Genomic DNA, 19,388 nt, shown 5'->3' with positions numbered 1-19,388 from the left:
CCACCCCTCTCCCAACCCACGGCCCCGACCAGAGGAAAGAGCGAGCAGTTGCCAGAAAACAAGACATTCGACGAGTTCCTGGAGGCAGTCGCGTCCCTGCGCGACAGCGACCCCGTGCGCACCACCGCACACACCTCCAACGCGGCCACCGAGACCTGGCTGGCCACCACGGTGCAGCCCGACGCTGCTGAGCCCACCACCGAGTCCTGACCGCCACGGGGCCGGGCCCGTGGCGGTCCGGCCCCGTTCCACCTCTGGAGCCCAGATGAGCGCTCTCTCCCCGGAAGCCCTGGTCACCCTCGACGGCATCGCCAGCCATCAGCGCCTCCGGACAAGCCGTATCGCCTCCGTGCTCGGCAACCGCCTGGGCTCGTCCGCCCTCGACTACGCCGTCGCCCACCACCTGCTCGAAGGTGCCGAACACGCCGCGCGCGCCCGGAACGCGGGCCACCTCGCCTGGTATCGGAAGACGACGACGCGAGACCTGCCCCATCTTTCCGTCGGCTCACACCTCCTGCTCAGCCCACGTCCCGGGGACCTGCTCCGGTCGGAAATCTCCGAAACCGCGTACTACCTCGTCGGCCCCGACACCAGCCCTGCCCCACCAGAGGCCCATGGCCTCGTTCGTTCCGCTCTCGCCTCCGCGACCGAGCACGGCTTCGGCACCCTGCTCACCCAGCACGCCCCCGTCATCTGCCTGCTCAACCACCGCCGGCTCGATGAGACCCTCCACAGTTGGGCCCTCACCCGCCTCCCTGGCACCGTCTTCACCGACTACACCGCCCACCCCGAGGTCCTGGCCCGCGACCTCATCCACGAGGCCGCCCACAACTGGCTCAACGACGCCTTGGCCGCGCGCGACGTGAGCCTCCCAGCCGACGTCACCTTCTTCTCCCCCTGGCGGGAATCTCCTCGCCCCGTCTACGGCTTCTTGCACGCGTGCTGGGCCTTCTCCCTCACCGTGCTGTACGCGCGGCAGGCCCGCCGCAGCGCCACGGGGGCCCTGGCCTCCTTTCTTGACGCCCATCTGCGCCAGCAGGAGGGCCAGTTCGCCTCCGCAGTGGATTCGCTGGCCGAGGCACTCCCCTATGTCTCCGCCAACGCGCTCCGCGATCGCGTCAGCCATGCAGTGAGCAAGGCCGTCGATTCGGCGTAACCCGGCGGCTATCCGATCACTTTGTCCGATGCAGGAGCCTAAAGACACCATGAGCTATTTGAGTTAGTCTGTCACCCGTGTCATGCACATCCTCGATGGAGCGGACCTGGGCGCGGACTATACGGTCGTGCAGCTGATCGGCGAGACAAAGGCACGGCGCAGTCTGGACCTCTCCGACCTCTCCCTCCAGGAGCAGGCCGCCTTGGTCGAGGGACGCGCGAATCACCTGATCCCGGCCGCGGTGCTCGCCGAGAAGATCCAAGTCGCGCAGGCCGCGGGACGTCCGTTCGTCGTCAAGTACGGCATCGACCCGACGTCGCCCGAGTCCACCTCAGCCACGCGGTGCCGATCATCATTGTCAGCCGGTTCCAGCGGATGGGCCATCACATCGTCTTCATCATCGGCGACGTCACGGCCAACATCGGTGACCCGTCGGGACGCTCCTCGGAGCGACCACCCCTCACCGACGAGGACATCGCCCGCAACCTGAGCGGCTACCCGCGGCAGGGCACGCCGTTCATCGAGTTCGGGCGTGCCGACCTGCGTTTCAACGGCGAGTGGCTGAACAACGTCACCCTCCCGGAACTCGTCGGGGCTCTCGCCCGCGTGCCGGTCTCCATGTCGGGGCTTTGAAGGAGTGCCGTGAGTTAACGTCCGGCCGTGTCACTGGTCTGTCCGGGAGCAGCGACTCCCGGCGGCGGGCTGGTGGCGTCGTCCAGAGCAGCCGCCAAATCCCTCAGGGTGTGGAACTGGAAGGGACCACCAACGAATCCCGCCGGCACCGGCGCACGGGTGACAAAGATCGCCTTGACCACACGCGGCTGAACTGACGTCGGCAGGCCGAGCGCGGCCGCCACCTCGTCGGCGTAAGGTGCCAGGTCGTCGAGTTTCCGCTGGAGCTGTGTCGCGTAACACGGTTTTCGGCGGTCGACGTAGAAGCCGTCCAGGTGGCGTCGGATCTCTGGTGTCACGTGTACGTCGGCTGGGTCCTTCACCTCAATCAGCCAGATGGTCGAGTCAGCCCCGCGCCCAGCGACTACATCGATCTCGGTCTGGAGCGACGGGACTCCGAGACGCTGCGGATCCTGCTCCCGGATGCGCTCCTCGACCACATAGCCGGCTGCCCGGAGCGTTTGTCCCACCTCGGTCTCAAGGGCCCTGTTCTTGCGGTCGCGAACCGCCTCCAGAGCGTCTGCCACCCGGCGCGGAGGCGGCGGCTGTGTCCAGGGCAGGATTCCCTGGGCCACGAAGTTGCCGTAGATACCTGCACTCGCGTAGCAGAGCTGCGGGCCCACGACGATCCGCCCATCGGTGAGTTCTGTCAGGGGCTGGACGACCAGTCGTTTCTGCCTGCTGCGCGCATGCCACGGCTTCCAGTCGACAGCCCGCAGCGCGGAGGATGTACTGGTGAGCAGTCCCTGAGCAGCGGCTATACGGGCAGGTCCGTCAGGCTCATCTGCGAGACGCAACGTGTCGAGCAGATGCTGCCGTACGGCATCTGCATGGGCGGCCACAGCATCCGGATCCTCAGGTGCCAGCGGCCAGTGGGCCAACGAGAACAGGACCTGCAGGATATCGCTCACCGATGCTCCGTACGTGGCAAGCATGGCAGCGTCAACAGCGGCATCGACGAGTTCGGCGGTCTGTTCCCGGTCGACGACTTCGACGGGCGGATCCAACTCGTCGCTCTGGGTATGTCCGGCGGGGATCACCGGAGCCGCGAGCATGTGAGCCGCTCGGGCCCGCCTGAACGCACCAAGGTTCAGATCGAACACCCGGGAGCCCGCACCCCCGGACCCGGCATCGGCATCGGCATCGGCCAGATCGGTCACCACGGTGATCTCGTATGCGTCGCTGATTCTCAGTCCGGTGGGGCGAACTTGATGATGAATCGCTTCGCTCCGCATCGTCGCGGCCAGGTAGGCGGAGGCCGCAGCGGTGATCTCCATCCATGCGTACTGATCCACGCGGCGGTTTCCAGTGGGTTGAGCGCGCAAGGCTGCTTCGATCGCGATTTCGTTGCTCCGCCGCAGCCACAGATGTTCTTGCTCGAGTTCGGCCTGACGCTCCAGTGGGTCCCAGGCCACCGAGAGAAGGCGGGAGGCCTGTTCGAGATCGCGGAATTGCTGGTTCTTCGTCGCCAAGGTGCGTTCGATCTGTCGCATCCCGACGGTGACAAGGTCGTCGGAGGAGTGTTGAGCGAGACGACGGTTCAGAGCGTCCAACGCAGCTGGTGCCAGCACATCACGGTCAAGCGCTTTGGCCTGTGCGCCCACGTACGTTCCGGGTGCGACGCCCGCTGCCTGCACAGCACGGGCCACCTCCTGGTCCACCATGCCCACCAGGTGGGCGTCCACCTGCCACGGGCGGGCAAGGTGTGGACGGCTCATGGGCGCCGCCATGATGCGGATCGCAAGTGTGGGCGAAGCTACCTGCCAGGCCGTTGCGACCGTCCCAACTGCCCCCGGCGACAGATCACTTTGTTCCAGCAGGGACTTGATCGTCTGCGCCATGACATCCCGCGTGGTTGCGGCGTCCTGGTGAGTCTGCTCCGCGAGCAACTCACAGTCGACAAGGAACTCGGCGTGGATCACCCGGCCGTGCGCACTGGTACGTGCCTCGACAGATCCGACCCGGATGGACTTGGCGTGATCACGTTCGGCCAGCGTAACGGGCCGCATTTCGAGGATGTACCCGACCGGCGAGGCTTCGTCATGCGCCACCTTCCACGCGTCATCCACCTGCTCGAAGCCGAAGGCGTACGAGCCTGCGAGGTCGTGGAGAAGTTGGTGATGGTCGTCGCCCCAAGCAGGGTGCGCGGAACGTACGGCCACAGCAGGGGTGCCGGCCCGGATCCGCCAGCCGTACAGGTCAGGGCGGTCATGGTCCGGCGATCGGGTACCCACATCGGACCGCTCATCCGCATGCGCTCGGCGCCACTCGTAGATCCCGTATGCGCCCTGTCCGATGGGATCCAGGGCATCCCAAGAGTCCGTTCCCGGCAGGGCGAGCAGGGCAAGCGCGTGCTCCAGGTCCTGCAGGCGCTGGCCGCGTTCCCACCCGGCGGCGCTGTGGTGGGGACTGACCATCATCAAGTCCGGGGCCCTGCCGCCACCGAAGAACGTCTTGTTGTTGCCGCGCCACCACTCCCATAGGTCAAACGCCTCCCAAACGATCATGTGGGGTCTGTCTGGCGCGGCAAGTTCACGGCAAAAGGTGTAGAGATCCGTGTCGCTGTCGGCGGTGGTCGAGGCCCAAAGCAGATCCTCAAGGGACATGGCGGCCAGCCCCGGCCGTTGGGGCGCAACCAGATGTCCGGCAGATGCGACGAGGAGAAGCGGAACGACCTCCGTCCCTGCGGGAAGGTCAGGGACCCACCGGGCAGCGGCACACGAACCTCTTCGTCCGAATGGGCACGGGCATGCTCGCTGGTCCGCAGCACTGCTGGTTCCTCCCGGAAGGGAGCATCCGTCAGATGGGGGCGGGCGAACAGCTGTACCAGCAACGCCCTGGCAGGTCCGAACATCACCACCCACTGGACAACGTCGCGAGGGGAGACAGCCGGGCCGTTGCTAGTGTCAGGGGGGCCGACAATCGTGTCCGAGAACCGCCACAGAGCTCGGCGTGCACGTTCAGCTGTGAGCTGGGCAAAGCGCAGGCTGACGTTCGCTTCCGCCGAGGCGGCGTGCCGAGCGAGATCAACGACGCCCTGCCCCAGGCTTTCGGGCAGGAAGCCCAACGGTAGCCAGAACCTCGCTGCGCCACCGTCGGACTGCTGATGGGAAACGGCCAGGTACCTGCCGAACGTACTCTGCGGGGAACGGGGATCGTAAATCGGCTCTCCCTGCTGTGCGGTAGCCCAGTCGAGCGCTGCCCGCAGTGCCTCGGAGGGGGCGACCATCGCATCCACTGGCATGCTCAGAAGCATCTGCGCCGCCGCGAGTTCCTGGTCACTCAACGTTGCAGGACCCTCTGTCGGCATGTCCCCATCGGGCCACGATGAGGCCAGTGCCCCAATGGCAAGGTCGGCGTACCGCAACCCCACCTCGACGTATTCGCAGATCCCGAACCCCAGCTCGGGCACCAAGACCGAATCCGTCGCCTGGGCCACCGTCTTCCACCGCGTGACGTCGGCCAGCGGCCTCTCCACCTGGCCCGGAGCCAGCCGCAGCACCTCGTCACCGAGCCTCGCGCGCACAACCTGGCGGGGATCCGCCGGAACGAAGTCTTCCAGTCCAGCCAGCCAGGGCGCCTCCCGGCGACACGCGTCCAGTAGCCCGCCCACGGCCACAGCCTTGGCAGAAGACCGCCCGGTTGGCGGCGCAGCCAGCAGCTGCTGAAGGAGGTACCCGACCGACGCCCATCTGTGCCGGGTTCCGGGACTGGCACCCGCCGCAGTGAGCAGAGCCTGCATGCTCGCCATGTCCATACCTGCGAGTCGTCGGTCCAACCCTTGGGGAGGTGTCCGTCCTGTCTTCTTTCGACCCTTGCCCACCTTGCCCCCGTTCTCCCGAGTACGTCAGCGTAGAAAGCCGGTGTCCGAAACTCGCTTCAAATTACCGTGTGCAGGCGCACTGGGCGCCGCATCTTCATGCACAGCGGAACGGGCCGCCAGTTCGCCGACCAGTTCCGTAAGGTCATTGCCGGACTGCGTACATCCGGCATCGGTAGTCACCGCGCCAGACGTTCAAGGAACCTTGGGTGGTGGCCGCACGGACCGCCACGACCGACAACGTCGAGGCCACGTAATCCCTCCTGTCCAAGATCACCCCGAGGTCCGCGACGTCAGCGTCACGCTTCGACGGCTGTCGCGAACACCCAGCTCAGAGGCCTCGCCCGCCCCTCCGTTCCAGGGACTTTTCAGGGACTTTCAGTGCTGTCCGAGGGACTTTCGAGGGACTTTCGGCCGCCTAACGCGGCAAGCCCCCGAAAGACCGGAAAGGGCCTCCGACGCAGGTCAGAGGCCCTTTCCGAGGCAAAGCCGCAGGTGGCGGCAGACGAGTCGGGCTGTACGCCGGGTTCTGTCCCCCGGGACCTCGCGGTCGTCGGGGTGACGGCCATCCATCTAGGACCGGCGTTGCCGCCGGTCTCGTGCGGTCTACCCGCGGACTCGGGCGAGCAGCCCTCGAACGTCCGCGCAGAGCCGCCTGTCGCCAAGCGGCCCCTCTTGACCTTGCTCCGGGTGGGGTTTACCTAGCCGCCTGAGTCACCTCAGGCGCTGGTGGTCTCTTACACCACCGTTTCACCCTTACCGGGGACCGAGGCCCCCGGCGGTCTGTTTTCTGTGGCACTGTCCCGCGGGTCACCCCGGGTGGCCGTTAGCCATCACCCTGCTCTGTGGAGCCCGGACGTTCCTCGGGAGGATCCGAGGATCCCCACGCGGCCGCCCGCCCGGCTCGTCTGCCGTGGCGACCATGCTACCCGCCGATCCGCCGGGGCCGGGCCGTCCCGGCGCGCCGGCTCCGAGGACCCTGGGGAGGGCCCGGCGGGGTCGGCGGCGGAGCGGCCCGGCGTCGCGGGCCGCGCTTGACCTTGTCGCAGCGTCAGGGTTTGTACTGGGCTCATGCGAATCGGCGAGATCGCCGCGCTCGCCGGGGTCACCCCGCGGGCCGTGCGGCACTACCACCGTCTCGGGCTGCTGCCCGAGCCCGCCCGGCGGGCCAACGGCTACCGGAAGTACGACATCCGGGACGCCGTGCTGCTCGCACGGATCCGGCGGCTGGCCGAACTCGGCCTCGGGCTCGACGAGGTGAAGGGCGTCCTCGCGGACGACGCCGGGCGGGAGCTGGTGGAGGTCCTGGAGGAGCTGGACGCCGATCTCGGGCGGCAGGAGGCGGTGATCAGGGAGCGGCGGACGCGCCTCGGCGCGCTGCTCACCGAGGCGCGGGCCGGCCGGGTGACGGCGGAGGGCCCGTTCTCGGTGGAGCTGGCCGGGCTGCTCGCCGGCATGGGCGAGCTGCCCGCGTCCCCGGCGGCGGCCCTGGACCGGGACCTGCTCGATCTGCTGGAGGCCGTGGCGCCCGAGCAGGAACGAGCCCGGCTGTTCGGCGCGATGCGGGACCTGACGGAGGCACCGGGGGTACGGGAACGCGTCCATGACGTGTACGCGCGGCTCGACGCGCTGGCCGAGGCGACCGCGGGCGATCCCCGGGTGGCCGAGGCGGGCCGGGCCCTCGCCGACTGCCTTCCCGACACGGTGGTGGCCGCCATGGACGGCCGGGACACACGGAACGCACGGGACGCACGGGACGCACGGGATGGACAGGACGGACAGGACGGACAGGACGGACAGGTACCGGACGCCTTCTTCGCAGCCTTCTCCGAGGCGCAGACCGCCGCCGTGCGTCACGCGCTCCGGCTCGTCCGGGAGCGTGCGGCGTGAGCCGGCCCCCGCGCGAGGAGACCGCGCCAAGCGGGAATCGGCGCGGTGGCGCCACCGCGCCGGTTCCCGCCGCCGCGGGCGTGACCGACGCGACCGACGCCCTCCGTCCTGGCTCTCCCGGCTCCCTCCGCTCCGCCGCGGAAGGCCACCCCGTCCCGCCCCTCCCCCGGGGTGCCGGAATCCGCTTGCTCCGGGCCGTCGGCTGCACGGTGCCGGCCGCCGAGATCGCGCTCGCCGTCTGTCTCGTCGCGGGCGTGCGGATACCCGAGCCCCTGCTCCTCGTCGCCGAGGCCGCCGCCCTGGTGCTGTCGGCCGCCGGCGCCGGGGCCTTCCTAGGGTTGCGGCGGCGCGGCCTCTCCTCGTGGGGCGCGCTCGCCGTGCTCGTGCCCGCTCCGGTCCTCCGGCTCGTGGGCCACGAGCTGCGGCTGCTGTCGAGCCTCGGCCTGTGGGTCGCGCGCCGCAGGACCGGCGTCGGCGCGGGGGACGTGCCCTTCTCGCACGCCAGGGACCAGGCCGCCCTCATGTACGGCTTCGCCTTCGTGTGCCTCGTCGAGACCGTCGGCATGTCGTACCTGCTCGCCGACTGGCCGAAGATCCACGCCGCGGTGCTCGTCCTCGACGTGTACACCGTGGCGTTCGTCCTCGGCCTGCACGCGGCCTCCGTGACCCGGCCGCACATCCTCACCTCCGACCACCTGCGGCTGCGCCAGGCCGCGCACGTCGACCTGCGGGTCCCGCTGGAGAGGATCGCGGCCGTCCGGCACGAAACGCTCTTCACGCACGAGCGGGCCGAGGGGGAGCTGAATCTCGCCGTCGGTTCGCAGACCTCCCTGACCTTCGAGCTGACCGACCCGGTCGACGCGCCCCGGTTGTTCGGTGCGCCCCGGCCGGTACGGATCGTGCGCTGCCACGCCGACGACGCCCGCGCGCTCGCCCGCGCGCTGGGGGACGCCCTCGCGCGGGCACGTGAGCGGGAGGTACCCGGCGTATAGCCCCACACACCAGCGGGCCGGACCCCCGAGGGCCGGGTCGAGGCACGCGCGGGGAGGGTGCGCGGACCTCCCGGCCGGGGCGCCGTGCGGGGCGTCGGCCGGCAGGCGCGTCCCCGACCTCACGGGACAGCACAGCTAGGCGGGCGCGAACCGCGCCTTCGCGGCTCCCGGCTCCGCCTCCGTCAGTCTGACCCGCAGCCGTTCGCCCAACGGGAGCGCGGCCTCGCCACCCTCGATCCGGGCCACCACCGCCGGGTCCTCCAGGTGCACGGTGCCGACGGCGGGTTCGTTCTCCTTCACGTCGATCACACAGGCGTCGAAGACCTCGCCGACCCGTCCCGACAGCAGGGCGGCCTCGACGATGTCGACGGACTCGCGCTCGACGGTGTTGGCACGCCGCGAACCCGCCGCCATCCGGTCCGGAAGGCCGGGCAGGGCGGACCGTACCCACTCCGGCGGCTCCTCCCCCGCGACGGCCGCCACGCACAGTTCCCCCGCGAACCGGTCGACCAGCCGGCGCAGCGGCGCGGTGCAGTGGGTGTACTCGTCCGCGACCGCCGCGTGGACCGCAGGGGTCGGCACCTTGCCGTCGGTGAAGACGGTGTAGCCGGCGCCGCGCAGGAGGGTGGTGCAGTCCTGGAGGAAGGCCGCCTGGCGGGGGTCGGAGGGGTCGGCGGAGCGGACGACGTCCGCGTACGAGACGTGGTGCGGCCAGTCGACCCCGAGGGCGTGCGCGGAGCGGCGCAGCCGGGCGACGGCGCCGTCGGGGGCGGTGGGGAGGGTGCGCAGGATTCCGGTGCCGGCCGCTGTCATGAGGTCGGCCGCGGCCATGCCGGTGAGCAGGGAGATCTGGGCGTTCCAGCCGTCCGCGGGCAGCGGGGCACGGTAGGCGAGGGTGTAGGTGTGGTCCCGCTCGACGATCTCCTGTTCGGGCACGCGGAGGGAGACGCCGCCACGCTCGGCCTCGAGGGCTTCGCGCAGCCGCCCGATGTCGCGGAGCAGGGCCAGGGGTTCCTCCGCCGTCCCCGAGTCGATCCGGTGCTGTACCTCCGCGTAGTCGAGCCTGGCACGGCTCCGGACGAGGGCACGGCGCACGTCGGTGGCGACGCGCCGGCCCTCGGCGTCGAGGTCGATCCGCCACAGCAGCGCGGGGCGTGGGGCGCCGGGCAGCAGGCTGGCGGCCCCCTCGGAGAGCACGGGCGGGTACAGCGGCACCCTGCCGTCGGGGAAGTAGAGGGTGAGGACGCGGCGGTGTGCCTCGGCGTCGAGGAGGGAGCCGGGGGCGACGAAGGCGGCGACGTCGGCGATGGCGTAGTGGACGCGGTAGCCGCCGTCCGCGCGCCGGGCCAGGTGCATGGCCTGGTCGAGATCGGTGGAGCCCGGTGGGTCGATCGTGAGGAAGGGAATGTCGGTGGCGTCGCGACCGGGGAGCCGGGGGGACGTGGCGGCCAGCTCCGCCTCGGCGAGGACGGCCGGCGGGAAGGCGTCCGGGGTCGCGAGCTCGGTACGGAGTGCGCGCAGGGCGGCCCGCAGCGGAGCCTCGGCTGCGCCGGTCACATGGATGTGGCGGCGGGGCATGGACCGAGCGTAGGGCGGCGTACGGGCCCCGGCACGTCGGCGTGCGGTCCTGGCCGGGCCGGCGGGCGGGACCGAGGTGCGCCTCCGCGGTGCCGCGGGAGGCGATGCGGGCGGTGTCCCCCCTCCCGGCCGGGCGCGGGACGGGCGGGGGCTGTCGGCTTTGTAGGCTGAACGGCCGGGGCACCCCCACCCCGTACGTACGAAGGAGAACCGCCGTGCTCGTGCTGTTGCCGCCCTCCGAAGGAAAGGCTTCCTCGGGCCGCGGGGCGCCGCTCAAGCCGGAGTCGTTGTCGCTGCCCGGCCTGGCCGGGGCGCGGGCGGCGGTCCTGGACGAACTGGTCGAGCTGTGCGCCGGCGACGAGGAGAAGGCGCGGGAGGTACTGGGCCTGAGCGAGGGTCTGCGCGGCGAGGTCGCCAAGAACGCCGGGCTGCTGACGGCGGGAGCCCGGCCGGCCGGGGAGATCTACACGGGGGTGCTGTACGACGCGCTCGGCCTGGCGACGCTCGACGCCGCGGCCCGCAAGCGGGCCCGGCAGTCGCTGCTCGTGTTCTCCGGGCTGTGGGGCGCGGTCCGGGTGGACGACCGGATTCCGTCCTACCGCTGCTCGATGGGGGTGAGGCTGCCGGGCCTCGGGGCGCTGGGCGCCCACTGGCGCGGAGCGATGGCCACCGTCATGCCGGAGGCCGCCGGCGACGGTCTGGTACTCGACCTGCGGTCGTCGGCGTACGCCTCGGCCTGGAAGCCGAAGGGCGAGGCGGCGGCGCGGACCACGACGGTGCGGGTGCTCCACGCGCCGACGCGGAAGGTCGTCAGTCACTTCAACAAGGCGACGAAGGGGCGGATCGTCCGCAGTCTCCTGGAGGCCGGGGCCCGCCCGAGGGGGCGGGCGGAACTGGCCGGGACGCTGCGCGAGCTGGGGTACGTCGTCGAGGAGGGGAAGCCGGGGACGCTGGACGTGCTGGTGGACGAGGTCCACTGAGGGCGGGCCGGACGGCTCTCGCGTCCGGACGGCCGTCCACGGGCCCTCCCTCCTCGGCGTCGATCGCCGTCTCGCGCTCCGCCTCGCACTCCGTCGGGCGGCGCGGACGGGCAGCGGGCGGAGGGGCGGAGAACGGAGATGCGAGGACGCGGAGACGGACAGGGCGTTGCGTTCTGCGCAACGATCGTTGCGCGGCTCACCCGGCGTCGGCACGATGAGCGCATGGAGAGCGTGTTCGGCCTCGCACCCGATACCCCCGTCGTCCCGGTCCTCGTGATCGAGGACGTCGCCGACGCCGTTCCGCTGGCCCGCGCCCTGGTGGCGGGCGGACTGCCGCTGATCGAGGTGACCCTGCGGACCCCGGCGGCACTGGACGCCGTCCGGGCCATCGCCGCCGAGGTGCCGGAGGCCGTCGTCGGAGCGGGCACCGTCGTCACGGCGGCCGACGTCACGGCGGCCGTCGGCGCGGGGGCGGGCTTCCTCGTGAGCCCCGGCTGGACGGCGAGCCTGCTCGACGCCCTGCGGGGGTCGGGCGTGCCCTTCCTGCCGGGCGTCTCCACGGCCTCGGAGGTCGTGGCACTGCTGGAGCACGGCGTCCGGGAGATGAAGTTCTTCCCCGCGGAGGCGGCCGGTGGCGTCCCGTACCTGCGGTCGCTGGCCGGGCCGTTGCCGCAGGCCCGCTTCTGCCCGACCGGCGGGATCTCGGTCACGTCCGCGCCGTCCTATCTCGCTCTGCCGAACGTCGGCTGTGTCGGCGGCACCTGGATGCTGCCGCCCGGCGCGCTCGCGGACCGCGACTGGGCGCGGGTGGAGTCACTGGCGCGTCGGGCGGCCGTGCTGCGCCCGGCTCCGGACCACTGAGCCCCCTCGGAGCGGCCGGCCGAAGGCACCTCTCGACGTCCCGGGAGGCGGTCGCCGGCCCGCGCCGGGGTGCGGTCGCCGGCCCGCGCCGGGGTGCGGTCGCCGGCGCGGCGCGGAGAGGGGCGCCGGCCCGGGACGGCCGGCGGCGGCGCGGTCAGGGGCCGGCCGTGAACGAGAGCGCCGCGTGGTCGCACACCGGGCGGTAGCCGAGCCGCGGGTAGAGGGCGTTGCTCGTCGGATTGGCCAGGTCCGTGAAGAGCAGGACGTGTGCGGCGCCCGCATCGGCCGCCACACGCCCGACCGTGCTGGTGACGGCTCCCGCGTAGCCCCGTCCGCGCCGCTCCGGAGGTGTGTAGACGAGCGAGACCCGCGCCTGGCCGGCCAGAGTCGGGGAGAGGCCCGCCATCGACACGGGGACGCCCTCGTCCTCCCAGAGGTACAGGCGGCCGTCGGCGACGCGGGCCGAGATCTGCGGAGTGTGGTCGTCGCCGGGGGGCTCGCCGACGCCGCGGGCGAAGTCCCGCGTCCACGCCACGGCGAGGGGCACGTCCTCGGCGGTCGCCGGGCGCGCCCTGCCGGGGGGCGGCGGGCACGGCGGGGTCGGTTCGCCGAGCCGGAAGAGCCGCATCCGGCGGGTCGTCCTCCACGAGCGGCCCAGCTGCCGGGCGAACGTCCCGCAGGTGTCCGTCTCGCCGCGTACGCCCGTCACGGCGTCGACGCCGGGGAGGGTGCGAGCGAGGGCGCGGGCCGCGGGCCGCGCCATCACCCCGAGTACCGGCACATCGGGCGCGGCGAGCACGCAGGTGCCGGTGACGGCGCCGTCGGGCTCGGTCCACCAGCCGAGGAGCGCGGCGCCGTCGGCGAGCGTGAGCACGGTGGTGTGGCGGGCGGGAGCGGCGGCCAGACGGTCGCCGGCGGCGGTACGGAACGCCCCGGCGTCCCGGGTGAAGTGCCAGGTCATGGTTCGATGGTGCGACGGGACGGCGGTGCGGGGCCAGGTGTTTTCCTCCCCCTTGCCGGCGCCCCGTCGTCGGTCACCTCAGGTGCGCGGTGTCGTTCAGGAGCCGTACGGACGCGTTGCCGTCCGCGTAGTAGGCGACCGCCGACAGGGAAGCGGCCGACAGCTCCATCCGGAACAGGGATTCCGGCGGGGCGCCGAGGGCCAGCCGGACCAGGGTCTTGATCGGTGTGACGTGCGTGACGAGGAGGACCGTGCGGCCCGTGTACGCGGCCGTCAGCCGATCCCGGGTGGTGGCGACGCGGCGCGCGACGGTGGCGAAGCTCTCTCCCCCGCCGGTCGGCGCGGCCTTGGGCGAGGCGAGCCAGGCGTCGAGGTCCTCGGGGTGCCGCTCGCGCACCTCGGCGAAGGTCAGTCCTTCCCACGCCCCGAAGTCCGTCTCGCGCAGGCCCTCTTCGATCCGCACGTCGAGACCGAGGCGGGCCGCGACGGTTTCGGCGGTGCGACGGCAGCGCCTGAGCGGCGAGCTGACGATCTCCTGGATCGTGCCGCGTGCCGCGAGCGCCGCGGCGACGGCTTCGGCCTGGCGCAGTCCGGCGGCCGACAGTTCGGGGTCGGTGCCGCCGCTCCCGGAGAACCGCTTCTCGGGGGTGAGCGCGGTCTCGCCGTGGCGCAGCAGGACGAAGGTGGCGGGCGTACCCATGTCCGGAGCGGTCCAGCCCTGTGCGGGCGCCTCGTCGGCGGTGGCGTGCGGACCGCTCCGCGTGCCGTGGCCGACGCGCCCCTCGGTACCCGCCTCGGCCTCGAAGTCGCCGCTCTGCGCCGAGAGTTCGGGCTCGGACGGTCCGGGCGCCGCGGTCGCGGGCCGCGACGCGCCCGCCGCGGTCAGTGCGGCGCGGGCCTGGGCCGCGACGGCCTCGTCCGCGGCGAAGAGGGCGTCGTCGGTCCGGGGCGCGCGCGTCGGGCCGGCCGTGGTGGTCCGGGAAGCCGCGCCGGCGGTCCCCTCGGTTCCGGCGCCCGCGAGTGCGGCGCGGGCGCGGGCCGCGCCCGCCGCCGCGTCGCCCGGGGGCCCCGGCGGTGCCGGGGCGGTCCGGGCGGACGTCGCGGCGCGGGCCTCCAGAGCCGCCGCGGACGCCGACGGCTCCCACTGGCGGCCCTGTCTGCCCGCGTCCATCGCCTCGTTCGCGAGGCGGTCGGCGTGCTTGTTGCGCTCGCGCGGAATCCACTCGTAGCGGACCCGGTCCGCCGGGAGGACCCTGGCGGCCTCCGCCGCGAGCGGCTTCATGTCGGGGTGCTTGATCTTCCAGCGGCCGGACATCTGCTCGACGACCAGCTTGGAGTCCATCCGGACATGGACGGCCGCGTCGGGGAACAGCGCGCGGGCCGCCTTCAGACCGGCGATCAGGCCCTTGTACTCGGCGACGTTGTTCGTGGCGACGCCGATGTACTCGGCCGTCTCCGCGAGGGTCTCCCCCGTCGCCGGGTCCAGGACCACCGCGCCGTAACCGGCGGGACCCGGGTTGCCCCGGGAGCCGCCGTCGGCCTCGACGATCAGTTCCCTGGCCGTCATTACAGGCCGGACTCCGACGTGCGGACGAGGATGCGGCGGCAGTTCTCGCAGCGCACGACCGTGTCCGCCGCGGCGGCCCGTACCTCGTTCAGTTCGGTGATGTTCAGCTCGATGTGGCAGCCCTCGCACTTGCGCTGGAAGAGCCGGGCGGCGCCGACTCCGCCCTGCTGCTCGCGCAGCTTCTCGTAGAGCTTGATCAGGTCGGCGGGCACGGAACCGGCCACCAGCTCGCGCTCCTTGGCGACGGCGGCGGCGTCGCGGTCCAGGTCGGCCTGCGCGGCGTCACGACGGGCGGTCGCGTCGTCGGCCTTGGTCTGGACGGCGGAGGCCCGCTCGGTCAGTTCGGCGACGCGCTCCTGTGCGGACTCGCGGCGCTCCATGACCTCCAGGACGATGTCCTCGAGGTCCCCCTGACGCTTGGCCAGCGAGGTGATCTCGCGCTGGAGGCTCTCCAGGTCCTTCGGCGAGGAGACGGCGCCGGAGTCGAGACGCTGCTGGTCCCGCACGGCACGCTGGCGTACCTGGTCCACGTCCTGCTCCGCCTTGGTCTGCTCGCGGGCGCAGTCGCTCTCCTCGGTCTGCGCGGCGACGAGCAGGTCGCGCAGCTGGGTGAGGTCCTTGGTCAGCGACTCGATCTCGGCGTGCTCGGGCAGGGACCTGCGCTTGTGGGCGAGCTGCTGGAGGCGTACGTCCAGGGCCTGGAGGTCGAGGAGTCGGATCTGGTCGGCGGGCGCGGCGTTCAGTTGGGGGCTCCAGGGGAGGTGTGATGGGAGGACCAGGGGTCGGTGACCGTCTTCGAGACGTGGACCCGGAGGTCCCAGCCGTGGCGGTCGGAGATCTCGTCGAGCTGGGCGGCCGCCAGCTCGCACCAGGGCCACTCGGTGGCCCAGTGCGCGGCGTCGACGAGACCGGGGCCCGGTTTGCCGGAGTGGGCCGCGTGCTGGGTGGCCTCGGAGACCGGATGGTGGCGGAGGTCGGAGGTGAGGAAGGCGTCCACTCCGGCGGCGCGCACCGCGTCGAAGAGGCTGTCGCCGGAGCCGCCGCTGACCGCGACCCGGCGTACGGGCATGGCGGGGTCGCCCGCGATACGGATGCCCTGCGCGGTGGCGGGCAGTCGCGCGGCGGCACGGGCCCCGAACTCGGCCAGGGTCTCGGGGTGGTCGAGCTCGCAGATCCTTCCGAGGTTGTTCTCGGGGACCAGGGGACCGGTGATCCGCAGGTCGAGGGCGCCGGCGAGGGCGTCGGAGACTCCGGGATCGGCCGTGTCGGCGTTGGTGTGCGCCACGTGCAGGGCGATGTCGTGCTTGATCAGCGTGTGCACGACCCGGCCCTTGAACTGGGAGGCCGCGACCGTCGTCGTCCCGCGCAGATAGAGCGGGTGATGGGTGACGAGCAGGTCGGCGCCGAGGCTGACCGCCTCGTCGGCGATCTCCTGGACGGGGTCGACGGCGAACAGGACGCGGCCGACCTCGGCGTCGGGTTCGCCGCAGACCGTGCCGACGGCGTCCCACTGCTCGGCCCGGTCGGGTGGCCAGAGGGCGTCGAGCGCTGCGATGACTTCAGACAGACGGGGCACGGAGCACAGGCTACCTGGCCGCCGCGCCCCGCTGTCCTGCCCTGTGGGCAGCGGGGATGCCGGTACCCGCCCCGCCGCCCGCCCGCGGATGCCCGGAGCGGCCCGGCGCCGCATCGGCCGCCGCCCGGTGTACCGGGCGGCCCGCCAAGACCGGAGGGACGCTGTTGGCGAATCCGGGCCCTGTGCGTGACGTCGGCCTTCATGACCTGGTTGTGGTCGTGAAGGCCGACGTTGTTTTCGGGGAGGGCGTTCGTGTCGTTGCGTGTGGAGGAGCCGGGGGAGATTCCGGCCGGGACGGTTCGGGTGGCTCGGCGGGCGTTTCCAGGAGAGAGTCTGGCGATCCGGATCCGGGACGAGCCGGGGGTGTTGTTCCGGGACGAGGACTTCGCCGTGGCGTTTCCGCGCAGAGGGAAGCCCGCGTGGTCGTCAGGCCGGCTGGCTTTGGTAGTGGTGCTTCAGTTCGTGGAGGGGCTGACCGACCGACAGGCGGCCGAGGCGGTCAGGGCTCGGATCGACTGGACGTACGCCCTCGGCCTGGAACTGGAGGACCCGGGGTTCGACTACTCGGTTCTGTCGGAGTTCCGGGACCGGCCGGTGGCCTGCGACGCGGGCCGGGACCTGCTGGACGCGGTCCAGCGACTTCCTGTATCGCTGGATGATTTCACGACGCTGATTCCGGGCGGGGGCCGGCACCAGCACCCGACACAGCACGGGCGACCCCGGCCACCGTTGCCTCCGGCAGTCAAGCGGGGAGCGGAGAGCGGCACTGACCGATTTCACGGCTCTGTCCGCAGTTTCGTGAACGATCTCGGGCTCAGTCGTCGGCTGCGACCAGGAGCGTCAGCAGGGCCCGGTCTTGATCGATGGCGATGTATTCATGGAAGTCGACGTGCACGCCGCCCCAGTCGTGGAACTGCTGGTGTCCCAGGTCCTGGAGGTGGTAGCAGCTGGTGGCCGAGTCGATCGGGGCATGCACCGTCGAGGTGAGGGTCTCCTCCGGAGACTCCGGGATGGAGCCGTGCTGGCTGGCCCAGCTGTGGAGGGTGCGTAGTGCGTCCGTCTGCGTTGGCAACCGGCCGGTAGACATGCGCCGTGACGTGCTTGGGCCAGTACGGGCCGTGGCGCGTCCCCGCAGGATCGACGCCGCCGCCCGCGTAGTCATCGCGGAACTGCTCGTGCGCGACAAGCGCCGCCAGTAGCTCACTGTCCTGGATGGCCTGGGGTTTCACGGAACTGCGGTCAGATCCGATTTCACAGATCCCTGATCGCAGGGCGAAGTCGAGGACCCGAAGAGTTCGCCAACAGCGTCAGACCGGAGGGGCCGGGCCGCCCGTCCGGGCCGTCGGGCGACGGCACTGGGCCCCCTCCGGGATACCTGGGAACGCCATCGTCCTGGTACGTGGGAATGCCATCCTCCGCCTCGGTGAGGGCGGTTCCGCGGCGTCCCGGGGGCGTCCCGACGGTCCGGGCGGCACCGTCGGGACACGGGCCGGTGACGCGGAGGAGGGCCCGTCCGGGGCGCGGCGGAGCGCGGACCGTCGGTCCGCGGGGAGCGCGCCCGGCAGACCGCCCCCGAGCGAGGGCGTCCGCGCCACGGCCGTCGCCCCGGCCGGGTGCCGCCGAGGCGCCCGCCAAGCCAGGGCGGCGCCACCCGCCCTCCCGCCTGCGCGGGTGCGCGGGACGCCGTCGCCGCCCGCGGGGCCGGCGGACGCAAGCGCGGCGGACGGACGCCGCGTGGACACGTCCGGCGGAGGGGCGTGCGGGGCTCGCCCCCGGGGCGCCCGGGGCGGACGGCGGACGGCACGGGAGGCGCCCTCACTCGGAGCTGGAGGCTCCGCTCAGGGTCACCTCACCAGGCTTCCCCTCGTGGTCCGGCAGCACAGGCGACCCCCTCGCTTCAGCAAAATCGGTTCACCGCCACACCTATGTGTGAATTGCCCGAAGTCGTGTTGTTCGGCTCGACGTGCGAAAACTAGCTTCGATGGCCGGAGGTGACGAGTCGATGACAGCCTGTGCCATCGAGACCGCGGCGGAGGAAAACGGCGCGGTACGGCCGACAGAGATCATCATCACGGCGAACGGGGCGTACGCGGCGCGGCTCGCGGGCGCCGGGGACGCCTTGTACGCGGAGCGGTGGACGCTCGACGGCCCGGAGCCGTACGCCGTCCCGCTGCCGCTGGACCAGCCCGAGGAGGCCGGCACGCGGCTGCTGCCGCTGGCGGACGGACGTGTGCTCGTCGCCCGCCGGGTGGACGGGCGCCGCCACACGTTCTCGCTGCTCTACCCGACCGGACCGGGTACCGGCGAACTGCCCCTGGGAGCGGTCGAGTCCGAGGAGCTGACCCTCCTTCCCCCGTCGCCCGACGGCATCTGCGCCTACGCGATGTGCGTCGGCCCGGACACCACCACGCTGTGGCTGGTGGCGGGCGGGGCGTTCGGGCCGGAGCGGGTCGCCGAGATCGAGGGGCGGTGCACGGGCGGGGTCTGGCTGGACCGTACGGGGCGGATGCTCGCGCTCGACCGGCAGGCGGGCGGCGGTCCGGTGAAGGCGGTGGCGGTCGACCTGGAGCGGGGCGGTGAGGTGACGCCGCTCCTCCAGATCACCGAGGAGAGCGACGACCGGCTGCTTGTGGCGGACCCGGACAGCGGACTCCTGCTGATCCGCTCCGACGCGCCGTCGCCGGGGCACGACCGGCTGGGCTGGGGGGTGCTGGGCAGTCTGCTGCCGGTGCGCTTCCCGGACTGCCTGCGGCTCGACGACGCGGCGGTGACGCCGTTCGCCGTGCAGCCGGGGCAGGTACTGTTGCCGGAGAGCTGCGGGGTGGCGCTGCGGATCGATGCGGCGGCCGGCAGCTGGGTCGGCATGTGGCGGCCCTCGGCCCGCCGGATGCTCCAACGGGCCGCTCCGGACGGCTGGCTGGCCGGAGCGGGGCTGTGGACCCCGGAGGGCTTGCTGCGGCTGCCGTTCACGACCGAGGAGACACCGTGCGGCCTGACGGATCTGGAGCATCCGTGCGAACCGGAGCCGGCCGCGCTCGAACCACGGGTCTGCCGGCCGGTCCCGCTCCAGCAGGCGCCGCTGACGGACGCCAAGGCCGGCGGCTGAGAGCCTGTCGGCCGAAGGCCACCCGACGGGCTCTGACGGCGCTCCCGCTCGCCGCCCGGCCCTCCGGCCCGCCCCGTCGCCGCGTCCACCGCTCTCACCCGGGGCCGAGGCGGCCGGCAGGCCGCCGAGGGGTCGGCCAGGAGCCGTGCGATGTACCGCGCCGGACACCGTTCCTTGACGGGCACACCCCGCTCCGACCGGCACTAGACTCTCGGATCGCACAGCACCA

16 protein-coding genes, 1 other RNA gene and 1 pseudogene are annotated in these 19,388 nt (G+C 72.2%); 9 read left to right on the top strand and 9 right to left on the bottom strand.

What is annotated here, in order from left to right:
* Positions 1-48 precede the first annotated feature (48 nt).
* From OG393_RS23820 to OG393_RS23810, 3 genes are all read left to right on the top strand, one after another.
* The gene (locus tag OG393_RS23820; RefSeq protein WP_327376724.1) at positions 49-210 is read left to right on the top strand and encodes a hypothetical protein; all 162 of its coding nucleotides are present in this window, start codon (positions 49-51) and stop codon (positions 208-210) included.
* A gap of 55 nt (positions 211-265) precedes the next feature.
* Positions 266-1,156, top strand: a complete 891-nt coding sequence (locus tag OG393_RS23815) for an aKG-HExxH-type peptide beta-hydroxylase (protein WP_327376723.1) — start codon at positions 266-268, stop codon at positions 1,154-1,156.
* Positions 1,157-1,498: 342 nt separating this feature from the next.
* Entirely contained in the window at positions 1,499-1,789 is a 291-nt protein-coding gene (locus tag OG393_RS23810) for a hypothetical protein (protein ID WP_327376722.1), read from the top strand.
* 14 nt (positions 1,790-1,803) lie between these two features.
* On the opposite strand, the gene OG393_RS23805 is transcribed toward OG393_RS23810, so the two are convergent.
* The 3 genes from OG393_RS23805 to rnpB all read right to left on the bottom strand — a co-directional run bounded on the left by OG393_RS23805 (position 1,804) and on the right by rnpB (position 6,555).
* Complete coding sequence (locus tag OG393_RS23805) at positions 1,804-4,335, bottom strand: hypothetical protein (protein ID WP_327376721.1); 2,532 nt, start codon at positions 4,333-4,335, stop codon at positions 1,804-1,806.
* Entirely contained in the window at positions 4,332-5,579 is a 1,248-nt protein-coding gene (locus OG393_RS23800; RefSeq protein ID WP_327376720.1) for a hypothetical protein, read from the bottom strand. Before OG393_RS23800 ends, OG393_RS23805 begins: the two co-directional genes overlap by 4 nt.
* A 571-nt stretch (positions 5,580-6,150) precedes the next feature.
* An RNA gene (gene rnpB / locus OG393_RS23795) (RNase P RNA component class A) lies at positions 6,151-6,555 on the bottom strand.
* A 164-nt stretch (positions 6,556-6,719) separates the two neighbouring features.
* Here rnpB and OG393_RS23790 point away from each other — a divergent pair.
* Positions 6,720-7,538 (top strand): MerR family transcriptional regulator, encoded by an 819-nt coding sequence (locus OG393_RS23790; RefSeq protein WP_327376719.1) that lies wholly within the window; start codon positions 6,720-6,722, stop codon positions 7,536-7,538.
* A 185-nt stretch (positions 7,539-7,723) separates the two neighbouring features.
* Entirely contained in the window at positions 7,724-8,530 is an 807-nt protein-coding gene (locus OG393_RS23785; RefSeq protein WP_327376718.1) for a hypothetical protein, read from the top strand.
* 135 nt (positions 8,531-8,665) lie between these two features.
* Here OG393_RS23785 and OG393_RS23780 read toward each other — a convergent pair whose 3' ends face one another.
* Positions 8,666-10,108 carry an RNB domain-containing ribonuclease gene (locus OG393_RS23780; protein WP_327376717.1) on the bottom strand — a complete coding sequence of 481 codons (1,443 nt, stop codon included), beginning with the start codon at positions 10,106-10,108 and terminating at the stop codon, positions 8,666-8,668.
* A 215-nt stretch (positions 10,109-10,323) separates the two neighbouring features.
* Between OG393_RS23780 and yaaA the strand changes: the two genes are divergently transcribed.
* On the top strand, positions 10,324-11,088 hold the full coding sequence (yaaA, locus tag OG393_RS23775; protein ID WP_327376716.1) for a peroxide stress protein YaaA: 765 nt from the start codon (positions 10,324-10,326) through the stop codon (positions 11,086-11,088).
* Between the two features lie 222 nt (positions 11,089-11,310).
* Complete coding sequence (eda, locus tag OG393_RS23770; protein ID WP_327376715.1) at positions 11,311-11,949, top strand: bifunctional 4-hydroxy-2-oxoglutarate aldolase/2-dehydro-3-deoxy-phosphogluconate aldolase; 639 nt, start codon at positions 11,311-11,313, stop codon at positions 11,947-11,949.
* A 154-nt stretch (positions 11,950-12,103) separates the two neighbouring features.
* Here the strand turns inward: eda and OG393_RS23765 are convergent, their stop codons facing one another.
* The 4 genes from OG393_RS23765 to OG393_RS23750 form a co-directional block, all read right to left on the bottom strand.
* Positions 12,104-12,910: a GNAT family N-acetyltransferase gene (locus OG393_RS23765; protein ID WP_327376714.1), complete on the bottom strand. Its 807-nt coding sequence runs from the start codon at positions 12,908-12,910 to the stop codon at positions 12,104-12,106.
* A 73-nt stretch (positions 12,911-12,983) separates the two neighbouring features.
* Entirely contained in the window at positions 12,984-14,477 is a 1,494-nt protein-coding gene (locus tag OG393_RS23760; protein WP_327376713.1) for a bifunctional RNase H/acid phosphatase, read from the bottom strand.
* A complete protein-coding gene (locus tag OG393_RS23755) occupies positions 14,477-15,220 on the bottom strand; it encodes a zinc ribbon domain-containing protein (RefSeq protein ID WP_327378525.1) in 744 nt (247 codons plus the stop codon). The genes OG393_RS23760 and OG393_RS23755 overlap by 1 nt, the downstream gene beginning before the upstream one ends.
* Positions 15,217-16,053: a Nif3-like dinuclear metal center hexameric protein gene (locus tag OG393_RS23750; RefSeq protein WP_327376712.1), complete on the bottom strand. Its 837-nt coding sequence runs from the start codon at positions 16,051-16,053 to the stop codon at positions 15,217-15,219. The genes OG393_RS23755 and OG393_RS23750 overlap by 4 nt, the downstream gene beginning before the upstream one ends.
* Before the next feature lie 252 nt (positions 16,054-16,305).
* On the opposite strand from OG393_RS23750, the pseudogene OG393_RS23745 reads away from it, so the two are divergent.
* A pseudogene (locus OG393_RS23745) lies at positions 16,306-16,686 on the top strand (transposase); the annotation flags it as partial.
* A gap of 181 nt (positions 16,687-16,867) precedes the next feature.
* On the opposite strand, the gene OG393_RS23740 reads toward OG393_RS23745, so the two are convergent.
* Entirely contained in the window at positions 16,868-17,125 is a 258-nt protein-coding gene (locus OG393_RS23740; protein ID WP_327378630.1) for a hypothetical protein, read from the bottom strand.
* 930 nt (positions 17,126-18,055) lie between these two features.
* Here OG393_RS23740 and OG393_RS23735 point away from each other — a divergent pair.
* On the top strand, positions 18,056-19,159 hold the full coding sequence (locus OG393_RS23735) for a hypothetical protein (protein ID WP_327376711.1): 1,104 nt from the start codon (positions 18,056-18,058) through the stop codon (positions 19,157-19,159).
* The last annotated feature ends 229 nt before the right edge of the window (positions 19,160-19,388 follow it).

It is taken from the genome of Streptomyces sp. NBC_01216 (assembly GCF_035994945.1).
In the GTDB taxonomy this organism is placed as follows: Bacteria; Actinomycetota; Actinomycetes; order Streptomycetales; family Streptomycetaceae; genus Streptomyces.
This window is presented reverse-complemented; position numbering and strand designations above follow the sequence as displayed.